Consider the following 13,036-nt stretch of genomic DNA (forward strand, 5'->3'; position numbering starts at 1 on the left):
ATGTCATGATGGTCTTGAAAGAAACCCGCTTCGGCGGGTTTTTTTTCGCCTGGATTCTGCCTGTTCCGATACGCCATGGGTTCCAGGCCACGTCATGTCAGCGGGTGATTTCGCTGCGGACCTTTTCCAGGGCCTGCTCCAGCTGCGGCAGGCCGATCGAGCCCAGGGCCAGGCGCAACGCCTGGGGCACGTGGGCGGTGGTGGCGAAGGGTTCGGCCGACGTCACCGTGACCCCCTGATGCGCCAGGGCCGCCACCACGGCACTGGCCCGCAGCCCATCAGGGAGTTTCAGCCAGAGAAAATACGAGGTGGCATAGGCCTGGCAGTCGCAGCCCTCGAGCACCCGCCTGGCCAGTTGCTGGCGGCTGCGGGCATCCTCGCGCTTCTGCTCTTCCAGGCTGTCCACCAGCCCCGACTCGATCCACCGACACCCCAGGGTCACGGTCAGGGTCGGCGTGCTCCAGCTGGAGACGCGAATTGCCCGCTCCAGGGCCGGGATCAACGCCAGCGGCGCGACGATGAAGCCGATGCGCAAGCCCGAGGCGACGCTTTTCGACAAGCCCGAGATGTACAGCGTGCGCTCCGGTGCCAGGGTCTGCAGGGGGGCAGGCGCAGGTTCGGCCAGAAAGGCATAGGCCCCGTCCTCGAGCAGCCAGAAGTCATGCTCGCGGGCCAGTTGCACCAGGCGCTGGCGCTGGGCCAGGGGCATCACCGTGCCGAGCGGGTTGTGCAGGGTGGGCATGCAGTATAACGCGCGCACCGGCCGCCGGCGACACAGTTGCTGCAAGGCATCGAGGTCGGTCAGGCCATCGATCTGTGGCAGTGGCTCCAGGTCCAGTCGATGGACCTGGGCCAGGGTCTTCAGGCCCGGGTAGGTCAGGGCGTCCACCGCCAGGATGTCCCCGGGCTGGAGCAGCGCCAGCAGGCTGACTGCCAGCCCTTGCTGTGCCCCGTTGACGATCAGCACCTGTTCGGCGCCGACCCGGATCTCGCGGTTGCGCAGGTGCCGGGCGGCAGTCTGGCGTTCATGGCGACGTCCACCCTGGGGGGCGGAGTGCAACAGGGCGTCCAGGTCGCCGGAAGCGGCGATGGCCCGCAGGCCTTCACGCAGGTTCTGCTCCTGGCCGGGCAGGGACGGGTAGTTGAAGGCCAGGTCCACCGAGGCGTCGCTGGCCGGTTGCTGTTCCAGGCCCATGCCCCGGGGCAGGGTGCTGTCGCGGACAAAGGTTCCGCGCCCGGCTTCGCCCACCACCAGGCCAATGGCCTCCAGCTCCTGGTACACCCGCAACGCGGTGGCCAGGGCCACGCGCTCCCTGGCCATCAGCGCTCGCACCGTGGGCAGCTGGGTACCCGGGGCCAGCTGGCCGGTTCGGATGCATTGGGCGAAGTCATCGACGATGGCCTTGTAGCGAGTGCGGCGCATGCTTGGGCTCCCGGTGTATCTAGAACAGTTTTTTGTTTGTATCAGGATGAGCTCCTAATCTACCGGCTTTCCGCAGGAGCGCGCGAGCATGCCGGACTGGACGACCCTATCGATCTTCATCGGTGCCGTACTGTTGTTGCTGTTGTCACCGGGGCCGAACATGGCCTTCGTCATCAGCCAGGGCATGGCCTATGGCTGGCGTGGAGGGGTCGTGTCCGGGCTGGGGATCGGGATGGCGGATATCTGCCTGACCCTGCTCACCGCCTCCGGCATCACCGCATTGGTGGCCAGTTGGCCGCCGGCCCTGGACCTGATTCGTTATGCCGGGGTCGCGTACTTGCTGTGGCTGGCCTGGAAAGCCCTGGGCAGCAGGGCTGGCTTGAAGCTCGCCAATACCCCCCGGGTGCCGCTGGCTACCGTGTTCATCCGCGCCATGGGCAACAGCCTGCTCAACCCCAAGGCCCTGTTGTTCTTCATGGTCTTCCTGCCGCAGTTCGTCAGCCCCGGGCAGGGCAGCATCGCCTGGCAACTGGTGGTCTTGGGGCTGGTACTCACCCTGGTCAGCGGGGTCTTCCACACGGGCCTGGGAATCTGCGGTGCCGCCCTGGGACGTGGCCTGGCCGCCCGCACGGCAGGTGTCGCCAGGTTGCAGTCCTGGCTGCTGGCGGTGGTGTTGCTGGCCCTGGCCTTGCGTCTGGCGCTGGTGCCCCAGACAAACTGATTCATCCCCCCAATGGAGTTCGAGCATGTACATCGCCGCCTTTATCTATAAGCCGGGCCAGGCCGACGAAGAGTTCCAGCGTCTGAGCGCGATCATCGACGAAGTCGCCGCCAGCCTGCCGGGTTTCGTCGGTGCCCAGTCCTGGGCCAACGCTGACCAGGGGCTGGTCAATGCCAGCTACTACTGGGAAGACGAGGCCTCGATCCAGGCCTTCGCCCGTCACCCCAGGCACCTTGAAGCCAAGCGCCAGTACCGGCGCTGGTACGCCGGTTATCAGGTGGTGATTTCCCGGGTCGAGCGGGTCTACGGTGATGGCGGCATCGACCCATTGCTGGCCAACGACCGCCACGGCCAGGTGCGCCGTGCCTGACGCTGGCCGGATCAGCCGGCCTGCAACCGGGCGGCGGCACGCAGGGTGATTTCCCGGCGCTTGCCCAGGGAGGCCGCAGTAGCTTGGCGGGCCTGTTGCACCAGGGGGGCGGGAGCGGTGTCCGGGCTGCCAGAGTCGAAGGGCGGGGCCGGGGCGTATTCCAGGTCCAGTTGCACCCGCTGCGCGGTCTCCGGGCCGAACAGTTCGGCGGCGAGGGTCAGGGCGAAGTCGATACCTGCGGTGATACCGCCACCGGTGAACAGGTGGCCGTCGCGCACCACACGTTCATGGACCGGGATGGCCCCCAGCGGCGCCAGCAGTTCGTGATAGGCCCAATGGGTGGTGGCACGCTTGCCCTGGAGCAGGCCGGCCGCCCCCAGTACCAGGGAGCCGGTACAGACCGAGGTCAGGTAACGCACCTGGGCGGCCTGCTGGCGGAGAAAATCCAGCACCTGTGGATCTTCCATCAACGCGCCGACGCCGGCGCCGCCCGGCACACAGAGCACATCCAGGGGCGGGCAGGCGGCGAAGCCGGTGGTGGCTTGCAGCAGCATCCCGGCACTGGAGCTGATCGGCCCCGGCACCTTCCACAGCAGGTGCACTTGCGTATCCGGCAGTGCGGCCAGTACATCATAGGGCCCGGTCAGGTCCAGTTGCTGGACTCCGGGGAACAACAGGAAACCGATCTGTACGGCCATGGCGAGTTCCTTGTATCGATGGGGTGGACGAGCTGACTCTAGCCTTCTAGGATTTGGCGCACACGCCAACTTGCCCTCGATTTACGCCAATCATGTCCCTGACTGCGAAAACCGTGTTTGTCCTGGCCTTTGCCGATGCCCAGTTGCTGGATGTCACCGGGCCGTTGCAGGTGTTCGCCTCGGCCAATGATCGGGCCCGCGAGCAGGACCGGCCGCTGCCCTACCATCCCCGGGTGGTCGCCAGCCCGGGCGGGGCGGTGCTCAGTTCATCGGGGCTGGCGCTGCTGGCCGAGCCGCTGCCGGGTCCGGAGCAACCCTGCGATACGCTGGTCGTCGCCGGTGGCCGAGGCGTCTACGCAGCCGCCCACGACCCGGACCTGGTGGCTTGGGTCGCAGCTAGGGCCAGCACGGCGCGGCGCGTGGCCTCGGTCTGCACCGGGGCTTTCCTGCTGGCCGCCAGCGGCTGGCTCGACGGGCGCCGGGTAGTGACCCACTGGACTCGCTGCGAGCAGTTGGCCGAGCAATATCCACGACTGCGGGTCGAGGCCGATCCGATCTTCATCAACGACGGCCCGGTCTGGACGTCGGCCGGGGTCACGGCCGGCATCGACCTGGCCCTGGCCCTGGTGGAGGCTGACCTGGGGCGCGAAGCGGCACTGGACGTGGCTCGGCAACTGGTGGTGTTTCTCAAGCGCCCGGGAGGGCAGGCGCAGTTCAGCGTGACCCTGGGGTTGCAGAAGGGCGGCGGGCGTTTCGACGGGCTGCACGCCTGGATCGCCGAGAACCTCAATCGTGACTTGACGGTGCCGGTCCTGGCCCGGCAGGCGGCCATGAGCGAGCGCAGCTTCGTGCGCCACTACCGTGCCAACACCGGCCAGACTCCGGCCCGGGCCATCGAGCTGATCCGCGTGGAAACCGCCCGCCGGCTGCTGGCCGACACCGGCCTGCCGGTCAAGCGCATCGCGGTGCAGTGCGGTTTTGGCAGCGAAGAGACCCTGCGCCGCAGTGTGCTGCGGGCCCTGGGCGTAACGCCCCAGGCCTATCGCGAACGCTTCGCGGCACCCTTGCCGCCCGGTTGAACCGGGGGCTTGGCTCAGTCCTGGACCAGGCTCAACTGGCCATCGCTGTAACGCACTTCGCGGCCCATCCAGCTTGGGTCCACCTGGGGCAGCACGGCCGAGGGCTTGCGCAGCTCCCGCAGCAGGGTCGAGCCGTGGGACAGGCGTCCGCCCATGCGTGCGATCACCGCCCTGGCCTGCTGATAGTGGGCGTGTCGGCCCGGGTCGAGGGTCTCTTCCAGGAGGATCTCCACCCCGAGGATGCCCTGGGCCTGGCCCGGGTAGATCAGGAAGCCGCTGGCCTGTTCGCTGCCCTCACGGCCGTCCTGCCAGAAACTCCCGCCCCGGCTGCGCACCTGTTCATGGGGAGCGAACCAGTACGCGCGATCGGCCTCGGGCACCGCATGGTGCAGGCGCATGAAGATGCGCATCAGGTTGTCCCGGTACCACTCGCGCACTTGCAGGTAATAACCGCGCATGCCCGGCACGCCCAGGCGGTGGGCCAGGGTGATGGTCGGATTCCAGTGCGGGAACGCTTGCAACGGCAGTGGCCCGCATGCTGGGCGCGGGGTGCCGGGGTCCGTCTCCCAGGGCAGGCGATGGGGACTGTTGTCCAGGTTGTCGTAGGCGGTGGGCGGGCGGCCGAGCAGGGCGCCGCCGCTGCTGGCCAGGGCGGTGGCGATGCACAGGTTGCCCTGGACCACGAACACATAGAACCGGCTGAACCAGTCCGCCAGCTGCTGGCCATCGGCGCCGCCTTCGTGCAACTGCGCCAGCTCCCGATCGAAGCGCCGCAGGCCAGGTTCCAGGGTCAGCAAATGGCCCCGGGCGATGTGCTGCATGCGCAAGAAGCGCGGCAGCGACCGCAGCAAGCGCAAGGGCCGCAAGGGCAGGGCCGGAGCGGCGCCCCCGACTTCCGCGGCGTAACCGGAAGAAGGCAGGCCCCAGTCGGCCAGCCGGGCCAGGAACAGATCGTTGTTGATGTACGAGGCACCGCCGAACAGCGCGGTGAAGGGCTCGTTGTTCTCCAGCACCCGGGCGTCCCAGCGGGCCATGATCGCCGGGATGCTCGCTGCTGCCCGGCGCTGGCCGTACTCGACGAAGCGGCTGGGCTGCGGTGGCAGGATCTCGGCGATGTTGGCCGCGGTCAGGTGCCGGCGCCAGCCATAGTCACTGATCGGGCGGTATTGCAGCAGCCACAGCTGCTGGCCGTCCCAGGCCCATTCGATGTCTCCGGGCACATAGTGGAAGACCTTCAGCACCCCTTGCAGAAAATCCCACAAGACCTTGGCGGACAGGCCATGGCGGGTGGCGAAGGTGCCGCTGGCCCAGGCCTCGCCCAGGCGTGACAGCACGGCTCGCTCGGGGCTGACCTGGCCATCGGCGAGGCTTTCCAGATGACCCTCGACCCACTCCAGCTCCACCGCCAGGTGGCGGACGAAGGCGATCCCGGACAGGGTCGGCTGGATGAAGCGCTGTACCACCACTTCCTCGACCCCGGCGTCGCGCAGTTCGCCAATGCGCCGGGGCACCTCGGCGCTGGCCACTCGCAGGTAGGTGGTACTGAGCCCGGCATTGGCCGAGTCGGCCTGATCTTCACCGTAGCTGGAGGAGCGCACGGCCCACAGGGCATCGGGCTGGCTGGCGAGCAGTGGGCCGAGCCGCGGGTCGTTGGCGCTGTCCAGGGACAGGGCAGCCGGCACCGGCTGGCCGGCCAGTTCCGCCAGGCGCAGGCGGCCGCCCTTGGTATGGGCGACAAAACCTTGGTCGCCGGCTTCGAGCCAGGCGACGAACTCGGCGGGTGCGTCGATCCAGGGGTAGTGGCCCCAGCCCGGCTGGAGGCTGACCCGCAGGTCGGCGCGGGCCAGGATCGCCGACCAGGCTGCGGCCTGGGCAATCCCCAGCAGCCGGTCCTGGTCACCCCACACCAGTTCCACCGGGTCCTTGATCCACTCCAGCAAGGGCAGTGCGGTGTCGGCTCGCAGTTGTTGCCAAAGCGGCACGAAGGCCCGGCAGCGGGCATAACCGGCGCCCATGCGCCGGTACTGTTGCGGGCTCCAGGGCTGGCGCGAGAACTTGTGGGCGAACCAGGTTGGCTTGTGGCTGAGCAGGCCATGGATCAGCAGCCGTGCCGGCAGCGGCGACATCAGCGCGGGCAGGCGGCGCTGCCAGAGAAAGGCACCCACCGGCGACAGCAGCACGCTGCGGGAGAAATGCCCGGGGCGGCGCTCCAGCGCATGCAGCACCACCAGCGCACTGACTCCTACCGCGACAATCGCGCAACCTGGCGTGGTCAGCGCCAGCAGGGCCTCGGCGTACTGCCCCAGGTCCTCGCAGGGCGGCTGGGGGTTGTCGCCAAAGCCGGGCAGCTCCAGGGCCTGCACCTGGTAGCGGCGAAAGTGGGGTGTGGCATCGTCCCACCAGTCGGCGGCGCTGCCGTTGCCCGCCAGCAAGTACAACAGGGGCTTGCTCATCGACATTCCTCGGTTCGGCTCAGGCCAGGTCGCGCAGGGCGCTGTCCAGGGTCGGGTAACGGAAGCGGTAGCCGGCCTGCAACAGCCGCGCCGGCACCACCTTCTGGCCATCGAAGAACAGCTGGGCCATTTCCCCGGCCAGGGCCCGTACCGGCGCCGCCGGCACGTGCAGCCATACCGGACACTTGAGCCGTTTGCCGACGCTCTCGGCGAACTGGCCCTGGCTCACTGCATCCGGGGCCACCAGGTTGTAGGTGCCGTTCAGCGAGTCGTCGTGCATGGCGCGAGCCATGACCTGCAGGACATCGTCGCGATGCACCCAGCTCATGATCTGCTGGCCATCGCCCATGCGTCCGCCAAACCCGAAGTAGAAGGGCATCAGCAGTGGCTTGAGGGCGCCGCCGGGGCCAAATACGATGCCCAGGCGCAGCACCACCTGGCGCACGCCGAAACGACTGGCCGGCTCGGCCGAGGACTCCCAGCGGGCGCACAGGTCGGCCATGAAGCCTTCGCCGCGCTCGGCGTTCTCATCCAGCGCCTGGCTGGCGTCGCGCACCCCATAGAAGCCGATGGCCGACGCCTGGATCCACAACTGCGGCTTGTGTTGGGCGTGCTGCAGCCAGTTGAGCAGGGCTTCGGTGGTGCCGACCCGGCTGGCCAGCAACTGGGCCTGGCGCTTGGCCGACCAGCGCGGCCCGGCCACCGGGGCGCCGGCCAGGTTGATGATCACGTCGAACACTTCGCCGTGGCCCAGCTTGTCCAGGGAGCGCAGGCAGCGGGCGCGGCCGTCGAACAGGTAGGCGGCGCGCAAGGGGTCCCGGGCCAGCACGCTGACCGTATGGCCGGCGTCGAGCAACTGGTTGACCAGGGTTTCGCCGATGAATCCGGTGCCGCCGGTGACCAGCACGCGCTTGCCGGGCCCACCGGTAAACGGATTGACCGCCTGCCCCTGGCGTTGCAGGCGCAGGGCCGCCAGGCCGTCGCGAATCCCCGAGGCCGTCACCCCGACGGCGAACAGGCTCAAGGCCCAGCCCTGCCAGCCCAGGTCGATGGGGGCCAGGGCACTGGGCAGGCGCGACCACTCCAGAAGCTGCGCACCGTACAGGGCGAAGAAGGCACCGGCGTTGATCGCCAGCACCGTGTGCATGATGCGTTCGATAGCCGGCAGTTTGCGGCTGCGGTCCTCGACCACGAAGTCCCACAGGGTCAGGCAGATTTCCAGGCCGAACAGCAAGGCGATCACCAGCGCCCAGGTCCCCTGGAACGCCAGGTTGGCGATCCCCATGAACAGGATGCCGTAGAAGCAGGAGCGCAGGGCATGGATGCTCAGTTCCTTGCGGGCGCTGTGACGCTGGGGCAGGGCCACGGTGAGCTCGTGATGATAGAGCGTGTCGAGGGCGCCCAGTACGCCTTGGGCGAGCAGCAGGGCGACGGCCCACTGCAGGAACGGCAAGTCAGCCACGATGGTGAAATCCTTTTACGAAAGAGAACGAGGGGAAAGGCGGTCATGCCGGTGCAGCCACACAAGCGGTGGCAGCAGGACCAGCAGGGCGAAGCTGTCGATCCACAGGTGGGCATGCATGCCCTTCTGCCAGGACAGCCACATGTCCTGGGGCGCCCACAGCAGGATCCCGGCCATCAGCCAGGCCCAGGCTGCCGGCGCGCGCAGGCGATTGCCCAGGTGCACCAGGCCCAGCAGGTACAGGGAGTAGCTTTGCAAGGTGGCGCCGAACAGGCCCAGCCACCAGATCTGCTGGGCGCGCCCTGGCGCCGGGGCAGCAGTGCCCCAGAAGGCTTGCTCGATGTGGGTCAGGTAGTCGTTGAACAGTGCGTGCTGGCCGGCCCAGGTCAACAGCAGGCCGGCGAGCAGATGGCCGGCGCCGGCGGCATACAGCCAGAGCACCAGGCCCCGGCGAAGGCCGGAGCGTGAAGAGGAGGCGGCGGATAACATTCCATGTCCTGTGGGGGGATCGAGGCGGCGCAGTGTACCGGCTTTTCCCCCCGCATGGCGTGCGCCAGTCGCGCTCCTCAAGCGTCCCGCAGCAACTCCAGCACGGCCTCCAGGGTGGCCTGCGGAGCCTCCTGCGGCACGTTGTGGCCGACCCCAGGCAGGATCCGCCGCTCATATCCCCCCGTGAACAGCGGGCCGTCGGGGTCCGGCTCCAGCGGCGGGCCGACGCCATCGTCGGCGCCGCACAGGGCGATGGTCGGCACCTGGATCGGTGGCTGGGCCAGGAGTGCCTGCTCGATGGGTTCCAGGGCCGGATCGCCTGGCGCGTAGCCGAAGCGGTGGCGGTAGGAATGGATCACCACCTCGACGAAGTCCGGGTTGTCCAGGGACGGCGCACTCGCCCCATAGAGCCCGGGCCCTTGTTGCCAGGTCGGCGACCACAGGCGCCACAGCAGCTCGCAGAATTCCCGGCGGTTGGCGCGCAGGCCGTCCACCCCGCGCTGGGTGTTGAAGTAGTACTGGTACCACAGCCGCAGCTCGGTTTCCGGAGCCCGGGGCTCACAGGCCTGGGCGATATCCTGGATGTTGTAGCCATCGGCGCTCATCAGGCCGCGCACCCGTTGCGGCCAGAGAGCGGCGACGATGCACGCCGCGCGTCCGCCCCAGTCGTAGCCGGCGAGCGTGGCCCGGGGCAGTTGCAGGGCATCCATCAGGTCCAGCAGGTCCTGGGCCAGGGCTGCCTGCTGCCCGGAGCGCATGATCCTAGGGTGGGTGAAGCGCGTTGGCCCGTAGCCGCGCAGGTACGGCACGATCACCCGATAACCGAGTTCGGCCAGGGGCGGGGCGATTTCATCGAAGGCTCGCGGGTCATAGGGGAAACCATGCAGCAGGATCACCGGCTCGCCACTGCGCGGGCCGTGTTCCTCGTAGGCAATGTGCAGGCTGGAGGTCGTGACGTGATGCATCGAGGCTGGACTGGGCATCGTGACTCCGGGTTCGGTGGCTCGCAACACCCTAGCGCAAAAATGGCTTGCAGGTGATCTACAGCGATTCGTACTGGCCCTCATCGTCCACATAGAACACTTCGCTGAGGTACCAGCGCTGGTCACGAAAGATCAGCTGGTAGTGGTAATCGGCGGCAAACCCCGTACCGGGACTGATCGCCCGGGTTTTCACCAGCGCGCGATCACCGGTCCGGCTGCTCGAGAGAACCTGCTCATAGCCCGTGCCATGACTGGCCGGGGAGGTGAAGGCAATCGGCTGGCCCTGGAAGCCCGGCAGGCAGAACTTGGCCAGCAACCGGGCGTACTCCTGCTGCGCCAGGTCGAGCGATTGCAGGGGAGCGTCCACCGGCTGGCGTGCGCTGGCGTTGTCGCTCCACTGCTGATAGTCGGCAATGAACTGGCGCACCAGGGCTTCGGGGGAATCGCTGAACGAGGCACACAGGGCGACGTTGCTGAATAGCAGGGCAAGCAGGGCGACCAGTGTTTTCATCGGGGTGGTGTCACTCGTGGTGGTTTTCGTGGCTCAGGCTTCATGCAGCCCTTCGGCGTCGCGCCAGTAAAGCGTGGATTCGTACTGGAACGAGAGGATGAACATCGCCTCGCTGCCCTGGGCAATGCTGTCCAGCAGTCGTCGGAGGTCATCCAGGGCGCTGTGGCCCTCGGGTTCGGGCCCCTTGATGCGCAAGCCGCAGCGCAGGCCGACGGCGAAGTCGCAGCCTTTGCGGTCTTCGGCGCGGATCTCGGGCTCCAGGTTCGAATCCTCGCTGTCAAGGCTCAGCCCTGACGGGAAGGTCGCCTGCAGGCCTCTGGACGCAGCGGCCATTTCGGCTCCCGCAAGACCCTCCAGCAGACGGCCGAGCAGCGCCGAGGTCAGGCGCTTGTCGGCTTCAAGGTGCAACTCCAGGCTCATGAGGGGTCCCCAGGGGAAAGTCGAGGGGCGGATTCTAGCGCGGTGTCGCTCGCCGCACCGGCTTCACTTGCAGGTCGGCGCTGTGGACCCGCTGCTTGAAGGAGGAGCGCCATCTTTTACCTCAGGCCAAGGGTGCCGGCTGGCGCAGGCCGATGCAGTTGCCCCAGGGGTCCTGCACCTGGCAGATCCACTCGCCACCCTCGATGGCCATGGGGCCGCGATACAAGCGGCCGCCCAGGGCAGACAGGCGCCGTACTTCTGCCGGCAGGTCCTGGACGCGCCAGTACACCACGGAGCCGGCCGGGCCCTGGTCGACCTTGGCGTCGCAGGGAACGATTTCCAGCGACAGGCCGGCGAGCTGCAGATGGCCGAAGTCATCCGGTTCATGAACGATCCGGCGAGCGTCGGGAAAGGCCTGGGCGTACCAGGTGGTAGCAGCACGCCAGTCGGCGGCATGGATCATCACCGCGATGATCGGGGAGTCGGGCATGGGAGCACTTCCATTGCTATTGGCGAGGACAGGGCCCCGGGTCGGCCAGGGGTAGGCTCAAGGTTGCCAGACGCCCTTGTCACGGCTCAAGCGCCGGTCGAGAAAACTGGCCGCGCTGATCAGCGCCAGGTGGGTCAGGGCCTGGGGCGTGTTGCCCAGGTGACGGCCATGGCTGTCGAACTCCTCGGCATACAGGCCCAGGGGGTTGGCGTAGCGCAGCAACTGCTCGAACTCCAGGTGAGCCTGTTCCAGGCGCCCGGCCCGGGCCAGGCACTCGACGTACCAGAACGAGCAGGCGGCAAAGGCCCCCTCGGTGCCATCCAGGCCGTCGATCCGGCTGTCATCGTTGCGGTAGCGGTAGACCATGCCGTCGCGTACCAGGCTGTTCTCGATGGCTTGCAGGGTGGAGAGCCAGCGCGGGTCGCGGGCACTGACGAAACGCACCAGGGGCATCAGCAGCATCGAGCCGTCCAGGGCGGTGCTGCCGATGTGCTGGACGAAATGCCCGCGCTCCTCGTTCCAGAACTGGCTCCAGATGTCGTCGTAGATGGCCTGGCGTGCCTGGTCCCAGCGGGCGAACGGTGCCGGCAGCGAGCGCTTGGACGCCAGGCGGATGGCCCGGTCCACGGCCACCCAGCACATCAGCCGCGAGTGCAGGAAATGATGCTGCTCGCCACGCATCTCCCAGATGCCCACATCCTTGTCCTGCCAGAGGCTGCAGACCCGGTCCACCACGTGCACCGTGTGTTTCCAGCCTTCGTGGGAGATCGCTTCGCCGTACTTGTTCACCAGGTACACCGCGTCCAGCAGCTCGCCGAAGATGTCCAGTTGCACCTGCTCGTAGGCCTGGTTGCCGATGCGCACCGGTCGCGCGCCGCCATGCCCCGAGAGATGGGCAAGCTCGACTTCCGGCAGCTCCTGGCGACCATCGATGCCATACAGGATGTTGAGTTTCATCGGCTTGCCATGGCAGTCGCTGACCCGTCCGCGCAGCCAGCGCATGTAGTCGTTGGCCTCATCGACGAAGCCCAGGCGCATGAAGGCGTAGACGGTGAACGAGGCATCGCGCACCCAGGTATAGCGGTAGTCCCAGTTGCGTATCCCGCCCGGGCTTTCCGGCAGGCCGAAGGTCGCCGCGGCGAGGATCGCGCCGTGGCGCCTGGAGGTCAGCAGCTTGAGCGCCAGCGCCGAGCGGTTGACCATCTCGCGCCAGCGCCCGCGATAGTTGGAATGGCCGATCCAGTCGCGCCAGAACTTCAGGGTGCGGACCAGGTGCAGGTCGCTGGTGCCGCAGCGCACCCTGGGGTCGTCGATGCCCCCCAGGATGAACTCGGCGCTCTGGCCCTGTTCCAGCACGAACCCGGCCACGGCGGCGTCCTGTTCCAGCTGCAACGACTGGTCGCCTGCCAGGCGCAGCGCTGGCTGGCCGGGGGCCTCGAAACACACCGTGGCGCCGTCCATCCGCGCGCGGGTCGGGGCCCGGGCATAGTCCAGCCGGGGGGCGCAGTGCAGGTGCAAGCGGGCCTGGCCGCTGACCACCCGGACCCGGCGAATCAGCAGTGGCAACAGCTCTGCGTCTTCATCGATGGCCAACAGGTCGGTGACTTCCACCACCGCCTCGTTGCCCAGCCAGCGGGTCTGCAGCACATTGCTGTCGGGCAGGTAGATCTGTTGGCGGCGGGCATTGGCCAGCACCGGTGCCAGCTGGAAGATTCCAGCGTGGGGGGTGTCCAGCAGGGAGCAGAAGATCGTCGGGCTGTCGAATTCCGGCCAGCAGAAGAAGTCGATGCTGCCCTGGTCATCCACCAGGGCGGCGCTGCGCATATCGCCGATGATGCCGTGGGCGTCGATGGGACGTTGGGTCACAGGGTGCTGGTCAGCCATGGCCGCAGGACTCCGGGTTCAGGCCGGGCCGACGGGCCCGGTCTCTGTTGAGC

The 13,036-nt window shown here is 67.9% G+C and carries 13 protein-coding genes; 3 read left to right on the plus strand and 10 right to left on the minus strand.

Annotated features, from left to right (window positions below; all coding sequences use genetic code 11):
- Positions 1–97: 97 nt before the first annotated feature.
- Positions 98–1,423 carry a PLP-dependent aminotransferase family protein gene (locus tag LGQ10_RS29330; protein ID WP_226523977.1) on the minus strand — a complete coding sequence of 442 codons (1,326 nt, stop codon included), beginning with the start codon at positions 1,421–1,423 and terminating at the stop codon, positions 98–100.
- Between the two features lie 88 nt (positions 1,424–1,511).
- Between LGQ10_RS29330 and LGQ10_RS29335 the strand changes: the two genes are divergently transcribed.
- Both LGQ10_RS29335 and LGQ10_RS29340 read left to right on the plus strand, forming a co-directional pair.
- On the plus strand, positions 1,512–2,144 hold the full coding sequence (locus tag LGQ10_RS29335) for a LysE family translocator (protein WP_226523978.1): 633 nt from the start codon (positions 1,512–1,514) through the stop codon (positions 2,142–2,144).
- 25 nt (positions 2,145–2,169) lie between these two features.
- Entirely contained in the window at positions 2,170–2,514 is a 345-nt protein-coding gene (locus LGQ10_RS29340) for an antibiotic biosynthesis monooxygenase family protein (RefSeq protein WP_058437450.1), read from the plus strand.
- 11 nt (positions 2,515–2,525) lie between these two features.
- On the opposite strand, the gene inhA is transcribed toward LGQ10_RS29340, so the two are convergent.
- Positions 2,526–3,212, minus strand: coding sequence for an isonitrile hydratase (gene inhA / locus LGQ10_RS29345; protein WP_226523979.1), 687 nt, complete (start codon positions 3,210–3,212; stop codon positions 2,526–2,528).
- Between the two features lie 92 nt (positions 3,213–3,304).
- On the opposite strand from inhA, the gene LGQ10_RS29350 reads away from it, so the two are divergent.
- Positions 3,305–4,291, plus strand: coding sequence for a GlxA family transcriptional regulator (locus LGQ10_RS29350; protein ID WP_226523980.1), 987 nt, complete (start codon positions 3,305–3,307; stop codon positions 4,289–4,291).
- Between the two features lie 14 nt (positions 4,292–4,305).
- Here LGQ10_RS29350 and LGQ10_RS29355 read toward each other — a convergent pair whose 3' ends face one another.
- The 8 genes from LGQ10_RS29355 to LGQ10_RS29390 all read right to left on the minus strand — a co-directional run bounded on the left by LGQ10_RS29355 (position 4,306) and on the right by LGQ10_RS29390 (position 12,983).
- Complete coding sequence (locus tag LGQ10_RS29355) at positions 4,306–6,744, minus strand: alpha/beta hydrolase (RefSeq protein ID WP_226523981.1); 2,439 nt, start codon at positions 6,742–6,744, stop codon at positions 4,306–4,308.
- A gap of 19 nt (positions 6,745–6,763) precedes the next feature.
- Positions 6,764–8,206, minus strand: a complete 1,443-nt coding sequence (locus LGQ10_RS29360; RefSeq protein WP_226523982.1) for a TIGR01777 family oxidoreductase — start codon at positions 8,204–8,206, stop codon at positions 6,764–6,766.
- A 15-nt stretch (positions 8,207–8,221) separates the two neighbouring features.
- Positions 8,222–8,695 carry a hypothetical protein gene (locus LGQ10_RS29365; protein ID WP_058433779.1) on the minus strand — a complete coding sequence of 158 codons (474 nt, stop codon included), beginning with the start codon at positions 8,693–8,695 and terminating at the stop codon, positions 8,222–8,224.
- A gap of 77 nt (positions 8,696–8,772) precedes the next feature.
- A complete protein-coding gene (locus tag LGQ10_RS29370) occupies positions 8,773–9,678 on the minus strand; it encodes an alpha/beta fold hydrolase (RefSeq protein ID WP_226523983.1) in 906 nt (301 codons plus the stop codon).
- 58 nt (positions 9,679–9,736) lie between these two features.
- Positions 9,737–10,189, minus strand: coding sequence for a hypothetical protein (locus tag LGQ10_RS29375; RefSeq protein WP_058433781.1), 453 nt, complete (start codon positions 10,187–10,189; stop codon positions 9,737–9,739).
- Positions 10,190–10,222: 33 nt separating this feature from the next.
- Positions 10,223–10,609: a hypothetical protein gene (locus LGQ10_RS29380; protein WP_226523984.1), complete on the minus strand. Its 387-nt coding sequence runs from the start codon at positions 10,607–10,609 to the stop codon at positions 10,223–10,225.
- A gap of 121 nt (positions 10,610–10,730) precedes the next feature.
- Complete coding sequence (locus tag LGQ10_RS29385; protein WP_226523985.1) at positions 10,731–11,099, minus strand: VOC family protein; 369 nt, start codon at positions 11,097–11,099, stop codon at positions 10,731–10,733.
- A gap of 57 nt (positions 11,100–11,156) precedes the next feature.
- Complete coding sequence (locus LGQ10_RS29390) at positions 11,157–12,983, minus strand: glycoside hydrolase family 15 protein (protein ID WP_226523986.1); 1,827 nt, start codon at positions 12,981–12,983, stop codon at positions 11,157–11,159.
- Between the last annotated feature and the right edge of the window lie 53 nt (positions 12,984–13,036).

This window comes from Pseudomonas sp. L5B5, assembly GCF_020520285.1.
In the GTDB taxonomy this organism is placed as follows: Bacteria; Pseudomonadota; Gammaproteobacteria; order Pseudomonadales; family Pseudomonadaceae; genus Aquipseudomonas.